Raw genomic sequence first — 16,928 nt, 5'->3', positions numbered from 1 at the left:
AGTTCTCCTAGTTACATCGCCACCCGTGGATAAAGTTTGCCACAGATGAGGGTTAATATTATTAATGTTAGTAGGAGAATTGTACAATCCAGACTAAATCCATAAAGACTTGTACCGTTGAGTAGCATTTTGCCACGTAAAGCATCAACCTCATAAGTTAAAGGATTGATGTGAGAAATAAATTTTAGCCAGTCAGGCATTAAGGAAATCGGATAAATCGCATTGCTGGCAAAAAACAACGGCATGGTTAATAACTGTCCAATTCCCGTCATTCTTTCTCTGGTTTTCACCAAACAACCAATAATCAGGGAAAAAATACAAAAACATCCCGCACCCATGAAAACAATCAGTAAGACTTGGATAATTGCCAAGGGATGTAAATTCAGCTTGACTCCTAATAAAAATGCCAACCCATAAATAATAAATACCTGTGACAAGCACCTGACTCCACAAGCTACGGCTTTGCCTAATACCATTGCAACGCGGGGTGTCGGACTGGCGAGGAATTTATGCACAATTCCTAAATCCCGTTCCCAAATTAAAGTCATTCCCCCAGTGAAAATGGCAACAAATAAAACACTCTGCGCCAAAATTCCCGCCGTCATAAAATCTAAATAAGGCAGATTTCCCTGAGTTGGGATGGCTCTAGTTTTGGCGAAGACTTGCCCAAAGATGAGTAACCATAGTGCTGGCTGGACGGCTCTCACAGCTAAATCTGTGGGATCATGGCGGAGTTTGCGAACTTCTAGTTCTGCGATCGCCAATGTTTTAATGATTAACTCACTAATTGCAGAGATAAAATTATGCTTGCGCGTCGCTTTGTTTCTAACCCAACCGTTGAGCAGTACGCCTGGTTCTTGCTGTGTCACGGTAGTTAACTCCTGATACTAATTGGTCGCCTGTGTAGTGGATAAAGACATCATCTAAAGTTGCATTCGGCTTACCGAGTGAGGCTTTGAGGTCTTTGGGTACGCCTTGGGTAATTTCTGCGCCACGCTGCATAATTACCACTCGGTCACAAAGATTGTCAGCTTCTTCTAGAAAGTGGGTAGTTAAAAATATCGTGGTGCCAAAATCAGTACAAAGTTTCTGTACTAATTGCCAAACCTGAGTGCGTGCGAGGGGATCTAGTCCGACTGTGGGTTCATCTAAAAACAAAATTTGCGGCTGATGCAAAATCGATTGAGCTATTTCCAACTTGCGAATCATCCCACCAGAGTAATTTCTGACTAAGCGATGGGTAGCATCTGCTAAACCCATAAATCCCAGAATTTCCTTAATGTATCGTTCTCGATGCTTGCTAGGAATTTCATACAACTTGGCAAATATCAGCAGGTTTTCATACCCGGTGAGGCTACCATCAGCAGAAAGAGCTTGTGGTACATAGCCAATCACCCTTCTCACAGGTGTAGATTGATGGGTGATGTCATAGCCAGCTAAGGTTGCTTTCCCTGCGCTGCTAGGTAACAGAGTCGTCAACATTTTAATTACGGTACTCTTACCTGCACCATTCGGCCCCAGTAAGCCAAAAACTTCCCCTTGTTTTACAGAGATGCTAAGGTCGTCAACTGCCGTAACCTTACCAAAGCGGCGTGTGAGTCCTTGGGTTTCTAGAATAATCGGTTTCGGTATGCTGGCAGGTATTTCCGACCGATTTACTTTTCCTGTCAGTCCTGTCACAAGTTTATCTACTCTCTTATAATTAGATAAACTAAATATTAGATTTACAATATATACCTGTCAATAGTTCATGGCATAAAAGTTAATGATTGACGCACTCCCCACTTTCAATACATTTCGGTTAACATCTAAATCTTGATTCAGATCCCCCTAACCCCCTTTAACCTGGGGTAAAGTCATGGCTTACGATTTGGGGAGGAATTTTCAAAGTGAAAACGCACCGTCACTAAAAAAACAATTTTGGCAAATGATCCACATTTAGCCGTGCAGATTACTTCGATTTGGGATGAAATGGGATTGCATTGTATTAACAAGAATGCTGAATGTCCTTATAACGTGGCGGGTTTTTCCTTTGCGGGAATGTTAGGGGTGATTATCGGTCATAGCGATCGCTGGTATGCTGTAGTAATTAATTTCAAAATCTCATTCTAAGTAGAGCGACGTAAATATTTTTAATTGTAAAAAGGTCGAGGTAGAAGGCAGAAGGAAAGAGGGTTTTAGTTTAATTAACTTTTCTTAATATAGTTATGTTTTTTCCCCCCGACTTACTTATGTCAAGGCAATAAAAGCGAAAATAACTATTAATCATTGACCCTTGACCAGTAACAAATGACCAACTCTGATCTGATTGGACTAGCTGCTTCTTACACCTACGCTATAAGTTTATTAGCCCTTGGTGAAGGACTGCGAAAATTTTTTGGTATTCAGCCAGACTTAACTCGCAAAGTTATCCACATCAGCGCCGGAATGTGGATTTTTGGTGTGTTGCTGCTGTTTAAACATTGGCAAATTGGGATTATTCCCTTCGCTACCTTTATCGGTGTTAACTATCTGCTTTACCGTTATCGACTTATCGGTGCAATGGATACTGAAGATAGTTCTCCAGGGACAGTTTATTTTGCAATTTCAGTCACGCTACTTTTTGGGTTATTCTGGCGACCAGATAATTCAGTTGATCATGTCCCCATTGCTGTGGCTGGAATTATGGCTATGACTTGGGGAGACGCTTTAGCTGCATTAATTGGTAAAAGTTTTGGACAACACAAATACCAAATCGGTTCATCTGTACGTTCTTGGGAAGGTTCACTGGCGATGTTTTTAGCCAGCACAACAGCAATATTTTTGGTACTGATGTTTTTACCTGGTTCTTTTCTGAGTCCTTTAGCTGTACCTTTGAGTGTGAGCAAAGCTTTGTTAACAGCGTTAATTAGTGCGAGTTTCGCAACTTTAGTTGAAGCCATATCACCCCACGGTACAGATAACCTCAGTGTGCCACTAGTTACCGCAGGTGTAATTTGGACATTGATGCAGATTTCAGTATAGAACTCTTGTACCTATCCCCGAAGAATTCCATGAGACTGTTGACGAATTAAAAAGGGTAAAACCAAACATCTGATAAAAATGGCAAAGATGAAGCAGAAGTAAAAATAGCTGTTTTTTCTTTCTTGTTTATACTAAGTTTTGTAACGAGCTTTTAAAAAATCGATATTTATGACACTTAGACCAAATCAACGCCAAAAATTAGATGATACGGATGATCGGTTATTTTATGCCTATCCTCGCTTCGTCACTCATGTTGATGATGGGTTTATTCAGCAGCTAACAGATTTGTACCGCGATCGCCTCAAACCCAACACTCGCATCATTGATATGATGAGCAGTTGGGTATCTCATTTACCAGAAGAAATAGAGTTTGCCCATATTGAAGGACATGGACTCAACGCTGAAGAACTCGCACGCAATCCGCGCCTAAATCATTATTTTGTCCAAAATCTCAACGACAATCCGCAGCTACCCCTACAAGATCAAGATTTTGATGCTGTGCTGATTTGCGTTTCTGTGCAGTATCTACAATATCCCGAAGCCGTCTTTTCCGAAATTCATCGCATTCTCAAACCTGGTGGTATTGCGATTATTAGCTTTTCTAACCGGATGTTTTTTCAAAAAGCCATTCAAGCTTGGCGTGATGCTTCCGAAGCCGCCAGAGTCGAATTAGTTAAGCACTATTTCACCTCAGTACCGGGATTTACCACTCCAGAAGTGATTGTTCGCCAGTCAACTATGCCCTATTTTTTACAGTTGATGGGTATTGGTGCGGGAGATCCTTTTTATGCTGTGATTGCTCATCGCAATTGAATTAGGACTTACACACAAGGATGATCTATGGAAGCTGGGTGTAAGGGTGTAAGGGTTTTGAACACCTACGCCTATGCTTCGTCTTCATTACTTAGTAACTAGACGATTTCATCGCATTTCCGAGTGAATATCTACAGTTATAAGCTTTTTATCAAAAGTGTAAAACATAGTAGCGAAGCAGTGAAGTGGGTACAAAATACCTGAGTTTAATTCTTTTACTCCTCCAATTGCTATTTGAGCCGCATAATAGTTACCAAAACCAATTTGATAATTATTTTGCCTATAACTCTTTGATACTACTTCAAGTAATACATCACGAGGAACTATAATTGTTCCTCGTTCTAATTCAAGTACACACTTTAATTTATCCTCCCATAAAGTATTAATTAAGTCTGATTTTACTTCTGAATCAGGTAGAAAATTATCAATGTTCATCTGGTTTAAATACAGTTTCTAAAAATGACAATTATGAGTTCTGAATTCTGGCTCCTGACTTCTGAATTGTATATATATAAACAGAGAGACGGGATATTTCCCGTCTCTCTTAAATTTAAAAAATAATTGCGTTTTAAGAATTTAGTGATTACAGACTGGATAAAAGCCCAAAAACGCCATGTCCAGTAAATACTTCTAATGCTATCAGTGAGATAAAACCAATCATTGCTAAACGACCATTGAGAAGTTCTGAATATGGTTTAAAGCCAGTGCGATCGCCTTGCTCATCTACATAAATTTTTGGCTCAACCGCAAAGTTATTCATCTTGCCCTGATCATCAACAATAGAACCGTTGGTACGCATCAAATTTTCCCCAATTGCTTTCGCTTGTAAAGAAGTGTAACAGGATTAGTAAACTTTTGTAAAGTATCTGAGTCTACCCAAAGCTATATGATGATGTTCTGAGTTTTGAGTCATGTGTAACAAACAGGCTCTACTCCTCATGTCAACTCTGAGAAAACCCATGCAGCGATTCCGAGTAGAGGTTATTACCAAAACACCAAATCCGCAGCAAGTGATTTATGCTGCGATGCACCAGGACTATACTGACGCATTTGTGGTTGATGAACGAGACTCATGGCCTTCGGAATCACAATGCGGTGAAGTTATTGTTAAACGACTGTTAGCCGGAGAACGGGGACATTACGGGCCGCTAGAACATCCGCAAATTGTCTTCAACTGTGGTTATTTTCCTCACAGCGTCATGCAACAAGCCCGGACTCATCGCGTCGGAGTGAGCTTTGATGTTCAGTGTCTGAGTGGAGATAGTGAGGTTACTTTTGTTAAAACTTCGGGTGGTTTAACAAAAATCAAAATTTCCGAACTTTACGATTTATGGACTAACGGTGAAAAAGCCCTTCGTGAAAGAAAAATTCGAGGACGTAAGGGAGAAGCACCAGGAATATATCGCAGAGATTGTAAAACACAACTGCGAAAAATGAAATTGCGTGTTCTCAATGAAGAAACAGGTATTTTTGAAATTGGTCACATTAAAGAAGTTTTTGACCAAGGACTACAACCTGTTTATCGCTTAACTCTAGAGGATGGCAGAACGTTAGACTGTACAGAAAATCATCGCTTGCTAACTGAACGAGGTTGGCAGACTATGGGAGAAGCTTTAGAGTTAGTAACGAATAATAATAGAGAAGTTATTACATATAACCAAAATTGTTACTTAATGACCAACGGAGTTATTGTTGGTGAGCGGTTGTGTCGAGATAAAGCTTGCTTGCAAGAACAGTTATCGGCTGGTTTAACTGTGAGACAAATTCATAACCAGGGATTAGAACTAAAATTTGCCCAAAATTTTGTTCCTATTGTGGCTCTTGCTCAAAAACCAAAACCCACGGGACGAAAATTAAAAGCGCACCCAATGAAAGTTGTGCAAGTGCGCTATTTAGGCTTGCAAAAAACTTATGATTTAGAAGTAGATGGCAAATGGCATAATTTTGTTGCTAATGGTGTAGTTGTTCACAATTCGTTCAGATATACAGGCAATCAGTTTATTGAAGTCATAGAAGGCAAGAAAGACATAGAAGATGTTTTCTACCTACGTCCTGTAGGTCATTACACAGATAGACAAGGCAAAAAATATTACTACTCACCAGAGCAACGAGCCGCAGATTTAGAATGGTGTATGGAAGCAGCTAAAAGATATGCGGCAAGTTTCCAAGCTGGGATGTCGGAAGAACATGCTAGAGGAATAGTGCCGTTTGACTATCGCCAGCATTTTGTTGTGAGCTTTAATGTCAGGTCATTTTTGCATTTTTGTGACCTGAGAAATAAAAAAGATGCCCAGTTAGAAATTCAGAAGTTGTGCGAATTAATGTGGCCGCATTTTGCCGAGTGGACACCAGCGATCGCACAATGGTATGAAAAGCAGCGTCTAGGTAAAGCTCGACTGGCACCTTGATTCTTGGGGGAAGGGGGACAAAGGGGATAAGGGAGACAAGGGAGACAAGGTAGAAACTATTTTTCTTCACCCTTGTCTACCCCCTCTACCTTGTCTACCCCCTCTCCCGACTACTCAACTACCTCATTGACTGGGAACCGATCAATTAACTGCATCGCCCGGTAAGCGTTACGCTGCAAAACGTCTGGGAGATGGGGAACATGGGGAATTTGAGATAATAAATCGAGAGTCCGGCGTAAAATTCGCACGACATCGCCTTCATCCAAGCTGGTGTGGTTACAGAGTTCTGTCCATTCCATACCCAATGCCCATTGTTCAACGATCGCAATTAACTCAAATTCTAACCAGATTGGTAACGCCACATTATATCGCCGTTGCAGTTGGAACATTTGACGGCGGATACCCCGAAGTTTGGCTAAAGCCTCGGCAACTTCTTCACTTAAGTCAAAGTTGACTCGACTATCGGGGCGGGGAGTTTCTGTCACCAACGCGGCGACAGCTGCGGCTAAGTGCTGCGGGTCTAATTGGTTAAATTCACCACTCGCAAACACTAAACCTAGCCATAATTCATTTTCGCCCCGAATGGCGGCGGCCATTTGTCCTAATTCTGTTGGGACTAAGTTATCCAAACAACCAAAGTGTTGCAAAATCTCAATTAAATTGAGAAATTCTTCCCAATGGCGTTGTGATTGTTGGGCGACTTGTCCTTGCAGTTGTTCAAGTTCGGCTTCAAGTTCTACATAACGCGCTCGGCGTTTAAAAATTGTCGAAGCATTACCAGACTGGCGCAGTGGATGATTTTCGATTTGTTCTTCCACGGCGGTAACGCGACTGAGTTGTTCTGCGACTTCTGGTGGTAAATTTAGAGTTTCATCGGGGTTAGGAATGAGTTTGGCGATCGCAGATGTTTGTTCATTCCCACGGTAAGATTGTCCTGGCTTAAAGATCAATTCTGATGGTGGCAGAATATCTCCTGGCACGTCCAGGCGGGGGAGTTCAGCATGTAAATTCATCACATCTTCCGTTGTCGCCACATACCAACGGTTATCCTGTCCCAAACAAACAAAATATGGCGCTTGTACTCCAGGGCTTTTACCAACTAAAACCGCCATCACAGGTGCAGAAACCGTGATATTTTTGCCTTTGAGACTTAACAGTGTGCCAGAAACAGCAAAGCCCAACATCATGACTAACTCTTCTTGACGGTCATCTTGGGCTTGTTTTTGCAGAGTTTTTAATAATTGGCGTTCGGTTTTTAGACGTTGGCGTAATTTCTCATAAATAGCAATTTCGTTTTCATCTACAGCCGCGATTTGTTCTTGGAGTTGGGCTAATTGGGCTTGCAGTTCAGCTATCTCATCGTATTCTGGTTTGAGGTGCAAGTTAGCTATGTACTGACCAAAACTACGTTCTACTAATTCTCTAGCTTGTTCTATGGTGTGAGTTTGCAGTAAATTCAACACCATACCATAGCTCGGTGTAAATTGGCTGACTAAAGGATCTGGTTTTGATGTCGCCAGATAGGCTGCTTCCTTCGCGCCTTCAAAGGGAGTTTGGACTGTCACCACATGACCTTGTTTATCCATCCCCCGCCGACCAGCCCGACCTGCCATTTGCAGAAATTCGGAAGCATTTAACAAGCGATGTCCGGTGTCGGTACGTTTTGACAAGGTGGAAATCACTGTGGTACGGGCAGGCATATTAATCCCGGCGGCTAAGGTTTCCGTCGCAAATACCACTTTAATCAATCCCTGTTGGAATAATTCTTCCACCAGTACTTTCCACGCAGGTAAAATCCCGGCATGATGGGCAGCAATGCCGCGATAAAGGGGGGCAATTTGTCCCGAACGTCCGGCTTCCGGGTTACGGTTTAAAAAGTCGTCGATTTGCTCCCGTAATATTTGTGACTCTTGACCATTGACTAACCATAAATCACCCACCTCAGCCACAGCTTTATCGCATCCCCGACGGCTAAAGATAAAGTAAATGGCGGGGAGCATATCTCGCTGTTGGAGTTGGCTTAAGGTATAGATGATGCCTGGGGCTTCTGGTCTGCCGTTTTTACCTTTGTCAGCTTGTCCTTTGCGATGTTTCTTAATGAGGCGGGGATTAATTTTGTTTTGCGTATCATTCAGCAAGGGAAACAGACCTTTGGGATTACAGAAATGAAATTCCAAAGGCACTGGGCGAAAATCAGAATAAATCAGGTCTGTGGGGCCGTGGACTTGGTTTAACCAATCTGTTAGTTGTTCGCTATTGGCAACTGTGGCGGAGAGGGCTGCTAGTTGCACTTCACGGGGACAGTAAATAATCGATTCTTCCCAAACTGTACCGCGTTGGCGATCGTTCATGTAGTGGCACTCATCCAATACCACTGCTTCCACATCCACCAAGGAAATGCCAACTTGCCCGATGGGTGTGCCATAGAGCATATTGCGGAAGATTTCTGTGGTCATGACCAAAATTGGTGCATCTCGGTTAATAGACGCATCACCAGTTAACAGTCCTACTAAATCGGCACCAAACTTCTCACGAAAATCGCGGAGTTTTTGGTTCGACAAGGCTTTGAGGGGTGTGGTGTAGAATACGCGCTTTTTTCGAGCTAGGGCGCGATAAATAGCATATTCTCCGACTAAGGTTTTGCCAGAACCCGTGGGCGCACATACAACTACGGAGCGTCCAGCATTAAGGGACGCGATCGCATCTTTCTGAAACTGATCCAGATCAAAGGGAAATATCGACCCTAAGTTGATTTCTGGAGACGGTGCGGGATAGTTCACTCAATCACATTTGCAACCAGACTGTTTACTATATTAACGGGTCTTTTGTCAACTTCGTCATAGGAAGTAGGGAATAGGGAGTAGGGAATGGGGAATAGGCATATTTTCTAATTTCCCCACTCCCTACTCACCACTCACCACTCCCCTCATTTTCCCAATTCTTGCGATCGCGCTGTGGCGGCTTTGACTGCTTCAATTAAAGCCGAGCGAAATCCAGCTTTTTCTAATTGGCTAATACCAGCAATAGTTGTCCCTCCAGGACTAGTTACTCTGTCTTTCAATTCTGCTGGGTGCATTTTGCTGGTGTGCAGTAATTGTGCGGTTCCCAATACTGTTTGCAAGGCGAGTTGATTGGCAATTCCTCTGGGTAAACCTGCGGCGACTCCACCATCTGCTAAAGCTTCTACCAATATAGAGACGTAAGCCGGGCCGCTACCAGATAAGCCTGTGACAGCATCCATCAAGCTTTCGGAGACTTCCACCACTTCTCCCACGGCGGAAAATATCTCTGATGCTTTTTGCTGGTGTTTAGCATTTGTATACGCACCTAAACAGATAGCTGTCATCCCCGCCCCGACTGTGGCTGGGGTGTTGGGCATAGCTCGAATGACTGGTAATCCTGGGAATGATGCTTCTAGGTGATGTAAAGGCACTCCTGCCAAAATCGATATCACCAAGGGGGAATGTTCTGCTAAAACAATATCTGCTAATTCTTGAGCGATCGCACTAAATACTTGCGGTTTTACAGCTAAAAATATGACTTCCTGCGCTTGTTGAAATACCAAGCTATTATCTGTCGTCACAGCCACATTGTATTGCTGCTGCAAAAAAGCCTGACGCGCTGGTTGGGGTTCGCTAATGATTACTTCTGAGGGTTGGTAGATGCCCCGCTCAAGCAGGCGGGATAACAGCGCCTCTCCCATTACCCCACCACCAATTAAGCCAAATTTTCTAGTCATTTATGATTGGTCATTAGTCACTTGTCATTAGTCATTTGTATCTTAGAACGAGGGACAAAGGACGAAGGACAAAGGACTAATGACTAATTTCAATTTATTGTGCCATGCGGTTAGGTTCATTTCCCCAGTTTGGTGTGGCAGTTGGGGCGGTACGTACAGGACGCGCTGGCGGTTGTGGTACTTCATGAATAACTCCACCTTGGGTGCTGACTTGTACGCAGCTTGGCGTAAACAAAAAGATGCTTTCTCCAATCCGCTCTTGATGTCCATCTAACGCGTAAGTTCCACCAGCAACAAAATCAACTGCTCTTTGAGCTTGATCCGGGTCCATGATTGTCAAGTTGAGTACAACTGATTTGCGCTCACGTAACGCTTGAATTGCCTGGGGCATTTCTTCAAATGTACGAGGTTCAAGCACTAATACTTCAGAAATCCCGTTTACTGCTCCTGGCATACCAATTACGTTCCCCATCGTAGACTTTGATCCTGTTGCTACATCATTACCCATTGTAGACATGGGTTCCCGCCAACGTCGATTCTGTGTAGTAGCTTCTGCTGGTGCAGGTTGAGGATTTTCCTCTTGATACAGATTTTGGTAGTGATCTGTATCTGGTTCTTCCTCATAATATTCGTATTCTACCTGCTCGTTCAGCCCTACGAAATCTCGCAGTTTGGAAAATATATTGTTCATTTGGTACGCTCCTGATGCAAATTACCTTTATCGATTTGGCTGATAGTTGATGTAGCCACTAAAGATCACTACAAAGGACGGACAATTTAGTAATCTTATCGTTGTTTGTAGCTTCTGTTACAACTATAGATAATGAACGGACGCTTTTGTAAACGCCTGTACCTTAACCTAGATACAATAATGAGTCAAGATTATATCCCAAAGATTTTAGGATATAAAGCTTAATTACAGGTTTTTTTGATGTTTCGTTACTTTTGTTAATGATTTTTTTAGTGTTTTATTGTACCAGCACTCTAGGACAATTATCTGTATTTCTTACCTAGAAGCTCTGGTACAAATAGTCAAGAATTGCTGTCAGCGAAACTATTGGCGATCGCCAAATAAAATAGTTCCCAATCTTACCATCGTTGCTCCCGCTTGGACTGCCAGTTGATAATCCCCAGACATCCCCATCGATAGTTCCCGCATTTGAACATTTGGCAAGTTTTGTAACTGAATTTGTTTTGCTAAATCATGAGTGCTATTAAATACATGCAAAATTTCCGCCTCAGTCAACCCCAGAGGCGGAATTGTCATCAATCCTTGAATTTGTAAAAACTGGCACTGGTTGAGTTCCCCTAAGTCTGCCAGTAATTCTGGAACAGTCCAACCTGATTTTTGCGGGTCTGGAAGGATTTTGACTTGCAGACAGACTTTTGGGGTAACTCCTAGCTGCTGTGCTAATTGATTTAATCGCTGCGCCAGCTTCAAATTATCTACAGAGTGAATCCACTCAAATAGTTCTAGGGCTTTTTTGGCTTTATTACTTTGCAAATGTCCAATCAAATGCCAAGTAATATCAGATAAGTCCTGTAACTGAGCTTGTTTAGTGGCAGCTTCTTGGATACGGCTTTCGCCAAAATCACGAATTCCGGCGTTGTAAGCTAAACGAATCATCTCCGCCGAAACTTGCTTGCTGACAGCAATTAACCTGACCGAAGATGGCAGTGTGGCGCGAATATTGGCAATATGTTCGTCAATCGAACTACTCATTGGAACGTGCGTTGGAAAACACTCTGAAGCTGATCGTACTCCTGAGATGAACCATTACGGCGTAGAGTCCGCAAACGATTTTCTAACATCATTCTGGCTTCAGTACGTCCAATGGGTTGAAATTTAATGCCTTTAACGTCGTTTGTTACCAGAAAAAATAAGCGTTGGGCATAAAGTGTAGTGAACATATCTTGGTTGTCGTCAACCACACAAATCCGATAAAGTAAGCCCCAAGTTGGATGATTGATGTAGATTTCAGGATTTTCTGGAGTCATTTAAGAGTCAAGGTGGGAGTATGTATATTGATTTGTAGTTTTAGACAAACATCCCGACGATGATCATACCTGTTCGTCAGAATATTTAGTTAAAACTACTCCAATTGAGTGATTTCTGCCATCGCTTGGCAGTGATGAAATCCTTGATGATGCCTAGTAGGACTTCGCAGTAAGACGAAAAACCAAGGGTGAAGGGGCAGAATCAAGTCAAAAGTCAAAAGTTAAAAGTTAAAGATTCTCTGGCTTTTGAATTGTGACTTCCCTGTGAGGGTGTAGTGTTCAAAACTCTGACACCGTTCGGCTGACGCAGAAATTGAGCAGTTTTGCAAGCTCACTGTATCACTGGGCGCAACTGACAGCGAAGCCCATAACCTGTCACTTATCCCCTGCTACAAAAATAGCCAAAGCTGACCTAAAATCGATGTTGGCGCTGGCTTCTCTCCATGTTGCCATAATTATTATTTTGTGGCACAAAATTGCCAACAATTACCAACTTTTGATGAGTCATCATTCAGAAATTAGGAGTTGCACCAATTCAATTCAGGGTGATTCATGGGTGATTTATGAGGTTCAAGGCTGCTAGTTGTGCTTGCGCTTTGTGCAGAGATTCATACCATTCTCTTTCAGGATCACTGTCTGCCACAATACCCGCACCCACTTGTCCCCAGACAGTTTTGAGTGCTGAGTGCTGTACACTGAGCGGAGTCGAAGTGTGAGTGCTGAGTGCTGTACACTGAGCGGAGTCGAAGTGTGAGTGCTGAGTCAGAGATTCTTCCTCTGCCCCCTCGCTTCCTGCACCCTTGTCCCCTTGCACCCCTGCCCCCTGCCCTTCATCTGGAGATGCGGGTGCTAGAAGTAGAGTACGAATCAGGATATTCAAGTCCAAGTTACCGCGCCAGTCGAGATAGCCGCAGGAACCATAAAACAGGCTACGTCGCACAGGTTCTAGTTCTTCGATAATTTCTATGCACCGCACTTTGGGACACCCTGTGATTGTGCCGCCTGGGAACATGGCACGAATCAAATTAACGGCGCTTTGATCGGATTTTAAAGTACCTATAACGTTGCTGACAAGGTGCATAACATGGCTATATCGCTCAATTGTGAGCAGTTCGTCAACTTTTACTGTTCCCCATTCACACACTCGCCCTAAATCATTGCGTTCTAAGTCTACTAGCATGATATGTTCTGCACGTTCTTTGGTGTTGCTGAGTAGTTCTTGTGCTAGTTGATGATCTTGTTCTGGGGTTGTACCGCGCGATCGCGTCCCGGCTATTGGTCGAGTTTGAGCTTCCTGATTTTGCAACAGCACCAACCGTTCTGGTGAACAGCTAACTACTTCACCCCAAGGAGTCTGCCAGTAGCTGGCAAAGGGTGAAGGATTGATTTTCTGTAATGCTTGGTAAATTGACCAGCCAGAAGCCGTTGTAGATGCGGTAAACCGCAAAGAAAGATTCGCCTGAAAGATATCTCCAGCCTGAATATATTTTTTGGCGCGGTTGACTGATGTTTCATAATCTGACTGCGATGTGAAGAACTCAGGGGCAGAAGTGATGGGTGTATGCGGTGAGGAGGTAACTTGGTAGAGTGAATTCCCTGAATTTTTATCTTCTAAAAGAATTTTTAACCTATCTACATCATTAATGTCACTACCTGCTAACCAAAGAATTTGCTCAACATGATCTAAAACGGCAAACGATTCTGGTTCATACCAAAAAGCCACGGGGAAGGGTAGAGTATCAGATTTAGCAAAAGGTAACTGTTCAATTTCCCAAGCGACATCATAGCCAAGCCAGCCTAGCCAACCACCGGTGAAGGGGAGATGAGGAGGCAGGGGGGTAGCGGTGCAGGGGGGCAGGGGGGCAGGGGGCGATGGGAGAAACATTTCTTCCCCTACACCCTGCTTACTGAGCGCAGTCGAAGTACACCCTTGTACCCCTACACCCCCACTTTGTAGCAACTCCTCCAAAAATGGGAAAACCTGACCTAATTGCGGTGTCCACATCTGCGGTACACCATCGATGATGCGGGGTGCGCCTGCACAGATGGAATAGCGGCTGAGTTGGGGTTGGCTTGTGGGTGTGGGGTAGGGGCTTTCTAGTAGGGTAGCAATGCCTGATGATGTGGTAGGTAGAAATAGGGCGGCGAAAATTTCCGCGCCAGTACGATTTTCTAGGGGGAGCGATCGCCAATGCCAAGGCTTGGTCATAATGAGTGAACAGCTTAAAATTTATTACCGGAAATTACCCGCACTCCCCAGAATAAAGTTAAAGTGGCGATCGCAAACCAATCCCATCTTTTAAGTCGTAATTCATGCCACTGGACTTTGTGTTCGTTAGGGCTGGTAAAACCGCGCACCATCATCGCATTTGCCATTTGGTCTGCCCTTAAGAGCAAATTTTCTAACAGTCTTTCGGCGACAATCATCCAAACTTTAACCGCACCTTTCAACCCTAGTTTTTTCCAATTAATCGCCCTGGTCATGACTGAGCGAATCAAATTCTGTACTTCTTCTAAAACTAAGGGAATAAATCGCAAGGATAACGTTAAAGTCAAGGTAATTTCGGTTACAGGTAAATTGAGTCTGCGTAAGGGCTGCATAATGCTTTCAATCGCCGCCGTGATTTCTTCTGGCGCAGTTGTCAACAGATACAAGTTAGTACTGTAAATTACCGTAAATAAAATGGTACTGAGACGCACTGCCAAATCTAAAGAACGGCGGGTGATTCTCACTGGCCCTTGATGGAACAATACATAAGAGTATTTTTTAGTGCTGAGTGCTGGCTGGGGAGTTGGGCTGGGTGAGTTAGACTTGGGAGCTAAAATTTGTTCATTAGCTGGGAGGCGGGGTTGATAACTCACACCCAAGCCATCGGGGCTAACTGCGGCAATAAATAATACTAAAACTGTAAGGGTTAATAACCAACCTAATTGTTGCTGCCAAACTCGGCGGGGAATTTTGGCAACTAATGTAAAAATAATTAACAGCACGACTAACAAGATGCGCCATTCGTTAGTCGCAAAGCTGTAACTGGTTAAAAAACTCATCAACCAAGCAATCTTGACGCGGGGATCAAGTTTATGCAGCCAAGTTTGCGGTTGTTCTAAATATAGCCCTAGAGGGAGCGATCGCAGTAAATCCATTTTTCAAGTGCTGAGTGCTGAGTTATGAGTGCTGAGTATTAAAGTTTCTCAAGTACGATAAGTCAAGATTTCTATTTATTGTCTATTTTGCTCTGACATTTAACGTTTAGCACACTCTACCTTGTCTACCCCCTCGCCCTTGTCTACTCCTTTTACTTCTCCATACTCAGCACTCAGCACTCTTAAACGCGAGTTGCGCGGTTGACATTACCACTTTCCATATCCCGGACTTTCTTACTCCGCCAGAGGAGACGAATGGGTGTACCTTTAAAGCCTAGTTGTTGGCGGAATTGTCTTTCGATATAGCGGCGGTAGTTGTCGTTGAAGCGTTTTGCATCGTTCACAAACAGAGCAATTGTCGGTGGTCGGCTGCTCACTTGAGTACCATAATAAATCCTGCCCTGACGACCACCGCGAGAAGTTGGGGGTGAGTGCCATCTTACCGCTTCTTCTAAGACTTCGTTAATTACCGATGTAGTCACACGGCGCTTGTGTTCTGCTGCTGCTTGCACAACTAATTCTAAAATCTTTTCTACCCGTTGTCCTGTTAAGGCGCTGACAAAGATAGTCGAAGCCCAGTCGGTAAAGTGTAGTCGCTCTTGCAGACTTTTTTCGTAATCGTAGATAGTATGAGAGTCCTTTTCAACAGCATCCCATTTATTGACAACAACGATGCAAGCTCGACCTTCTTCAATGATCCGCCCTGCTAATTTTTGGTCTTGTTCCGTAACTCCGTCTAAGGCATCTAAAACTAATAAAACAACATCGGCGCGGCGAATGGCTTTAAAAGCACGGTTAATGCTAAAAAATTCTGTCCCGTAGTCTATGTTTTTCTTTTTGCGAATCCCGGCGGTATCAATCAGCCGATATTGTTGTCCATCACGTTCGATAAAGGTGTCTATCGCATCTCGCGTTGTACCAGAAATGGGGCTGACAATGGCTCTTTGTTCACCCACAAACGCATTTAATAAACTTGATTTACCCACATTTGGCCGACCAATGATCGCCACTTTAATTTCGTTGGTTTCTGGTACTTCTGTTACCGATGGAATGTGTTTAATTAACTCGTCGAGTAAGTCGCCTGTACCGTTGCCATGAATTGCAGAGATGGGGTATGGTTCTCCTAACCCCAATTCCCAAAACTCGGCTGCTTGAGTTAAGCCTTGTTCTGGAGATTCGCATTTGTTCACAGCCAGGAGTACTGGTACTGGTTGTTGACGTAACCACTGAGCGATTTCTTCATCAGCTGATGTGGGGCCTGTCTGACCATTCACTACAAAAATGGCTGCACTGGCTTCGTTGAGGGCTGCTAGTGCTTGCTGACGAATTAATGGCAAAAATTCGGTGTCATCGTTAAAGACTAAACCACCTGTATCTACCACTAAATACTCGCGATCATTCCAAAAAGCAGGTAGATAAGTGCGATCGCGGGTCACACCTGGTTCGTCGTGGACAATCGCCGTTTGTTCCCCAGCGAGACGATTAACCAGGGTGGATTTGCCGACATTCGGTCGGCCGATAATTGCAACAATTGGCAGTCCCATAAAACCAGGAGTAGAGAAACAGTAATTATATCACATCTGTTTATTTTAATTCTTAAGAAACGTGGGGAGTTGGGAATAGGGAGTAGGGGAAGAATGTGTTTTTAAACATCTTGACCTTGGACTAAGTGACTTAAGTCGTGGTTCATCTTGCACAAGAACAAAACCCGCACTTCCGCAAGATCAGTCACCGCCGCGCGGGTTCCTAAACCCTTGATTTTGCTTTAGTCCGAGAAGGCTGACTTTGTTTGTATAGCCGCGATTTTAATTGTCGGGGCTAGT

14 protein-coding genes and 3 pseudogenes are annotated in these 16,928 nt (G+C 43.5%); 5 read left to right on the top strand and 12 right to left on the bottom strand.

Features of this window, described 5'->3' with window-relative positions; translation table 11 throughout:
• Nucleotides 1-11: 11 nt before the first annotated feature.
• Both H6G79_RS05845 and H6G79_RS05840 read right to left on the bottom strand, forming a co-directional pair.
• On the bottom strand, nt 12-869 hold the full coding sequence (locus H6G79_RS05845) for an ABC transporter permease (RefSeq protein ID WP_190591653.1): 858 nt from the start codon (nt 867-869) through the stop codon (nt 12-14).
• Nucleotides 826-1,680, bottom strand: a complete 855-nt coding sequence (locus tag H6G79_RS05840; RefSeq protein WP_190591652.1) for an ATP-binding cassette domain-containing protein — start codon at nt 1,678-1,680, stop codon at nt 826-828. Before H6G79_RS05840 ends, H6G79_RS05845 begins: the two co-directional genes overlap by 44 nt.
• A 213-nt stretch (nt 1,681-1,893) precedes the next feature.
• Between H6G79_RS05840 and H6G79_RS05835 the strand changes: the two are divergent.
• From H6G79_RS05835 to H6G79_RS05825, 3 genes and pseudogenes are all read left to right on the top strand, one after another.
• A pseudogene (locus tag H6G79_RS05835) lies at nt 1,894-2,073 on the top strand (penicillin acylase family protein); the annotation flags it as partial.
• Between the two features lie 216 nt (nt 2,074-2,289).
• Complete coding sequence (locus H6G79_RS05830) at nt 2,290-3,003, top strand: diacylglycerol/polyprenol kinase family protein (protein ID WP_190591651.1); 714 nt, start codon at nt 2,290-2,292, stop codon at nt 3,001-3,003.
• Between the two features lie 168 nt (nt 3,004-3,171).
• Nucleotides 3,172-3,816 carry a class I SAM-dependent methyltransferase gene (locus tag H6G79_RS05825; RefSeq protein WP_190591650.1) on the top strand — a complete coding sequence of 215 codons (645 nt, stop codon included), beginning with the start codon at nt 3,172-3,174 and terminating at the stop codon, nt 3,814-3,816.
• A 108-nt stretch (nt 3,817-3,924) separates the two neighbouring features.
• On the opposite strand, the gene H6G79_RS05820 is transcribed toward H6G79_RS05825, so the two are convergent.
• Nucleotides 3,925-4,251, bottom strand: a complete 327-nt coding sequence (locus tag H6G79_RS05820; RefSeq protein ID WP_190591649.1) for a hypothetical protein — start codon at nt 4,249-4,251, stop codon at nt 3,925-3,927.
• A gap of 148 nt (nt 4,252-4,399) precedes the next feature.
• The gene (locus H6G79_RS05815) at nt 4,400-4,615 is read right to left on the bottom strand and encodes a chlorophyll a/b-binding protein (RefSeq protein ID WP_190591648.1); all 216 of its coding nucleotides are present in this window, start codon (nt 4,613-4,615) and stop codon (nt 4,400-4,402) included.
• A gap of 160 nt (nt 4,616-4,775) precedes the next feature.
• On the opposite strand from H6G79_RS05815, the pseudogene H6G79_RS37620 reads away from it, so the two are divergent.
• Nucleotides 4,776-5,786, top strand: a pseudogene (locus tag H6G79_RS37620) (FAD-dependent thymidylate synthase); the annotation flags it as partial.
• A gap of 3 nt (nt 5,787-5,789) precedes the next feature.
• Nucleotides 5,790-6,224, top strand: a pseudogene (gene thyX / locus H6G79_RS37615) (FAD-dependent thymidylate synthase); the annotation flags it as partial.
• 110 nt (nt 6,225-6,334) lie between these two features.
• Here the strand turns inward: thyX and H6G79_RS05805 are convergent.
• The 8 genes from H6G79_RS05805 to der all read right to left on the bottom strand — a co-directional run bounded on the left by H6G79_RS05805 (nt 6,335) and on the right by der (nt 16,649).
• A complete protein-coding gene (locus H6G79_RS05805; protein ID WP_190591646.1) occupies nt 6,335-9,004 on the bottom strand; it encodes an RNA helicase in 2,670 nt (889 codons plus the stop codon).
• 146 nt (nt 9,005-9,150) lie between these two features.
• Nucleotides 9,151-9,963, bottom strand: coding sequence for a pyrroline-5-carboxylate reductase (gene proC, locus H6G79_RS05800; protein ID WP_190591645.1), 813 nt, complete (start codon nt 9,961-9,963; stop codon nt 9,151-9,153).
• Between the two features lie 94 nt (nt 9,964-10,057).
• Nucleotides 10,058-10,654 (bottom strand): cell division protein SepF, encoded by a 597-nt coding sequence (locus tag H6G79_RS05795; RefSeq protein ID WP_190591644.1) that lies wholly within the window; start codon nt 10,652-10,654, stop codon nt 10,058-10,060.
• Between the two features lie 363 nt (nt 10,655-11,017).
• Complete coding sequence (locus H6G79_RS05790; protein ID WP_190591643.1) at nt 11,018-11,686, bottom strand: YggS family pyridoxal phosphate-dependent enzyme; 669 nt, start codon at nt 11,684-11,686, stop codon at nt 11,018-11,020.
• Entirely contained in the window at nt 11,683-11,961 is a 279-nt protein-coding gene (pipX, locus tag H6G79_RS05785; protein ID WP_190591642.1) for a transcriptional coactivator PipX, read from the bottom strand. Before pipX ends, H6G79_RS05790 begins: the two co-directional genes overlap by 4 nt.
• Before the next feature lie 550 nt (nt 11,962-12,511).
• Entirely contained in the window at nt 12,512-14,170 is a 1,659-nt protein-coding gene (locus tag H6G79_RS05780) for an anthranilate synthase component I (protein ID WP_190591641.1), read from the bottom strand.
• Nucleotides 14,171-14,184: 14 nt separating this feature from the next.
• On the bottom strand, nt 14,185-15,105 hold the full coding sequence (locus tag H6G79_RS05775) for an energy-coupling factor transporter transmembrane protein EcfT (RefSeq protein ID WP_190591640.1): 921 nt from the start codon (nt 15,103-15,105) through the stop codon (nt 14,185-14,187).
• A gap of 182 nt (nt 15,106-15,287) precedes the next feature.
• The gene (gene der, locus H6G79_RS05770; RefSeq protein WP_190591639.1) at nt 15,288-16,649 is read right to left on the bottom strand and encodes a ribosome biogenesis GTPase Der; all 1,362 of its coding nucleotides are present in this window, start codon (nt 16,647-16,649) and stop codon (nt 15,288-15,290) included.
• Nucleotides 16,650-16,928 lie beyond the last annotated feature (279 nt).

This window comes from Anabaena sp. FACHB-83 (genome assembly GCF_014697485.1).
Taxonomy (GTDB): Bacteria; Cyanobacteriota; Cyanobacteriia; order Cyanobacteriales; family Nostocaceae; genus Nostoc_B.
The sequence above is the reverse complement of the archived record's forward strand: the minus strand, read 5'-3'. Positions and strand labels throughout refer to the sequence as shown.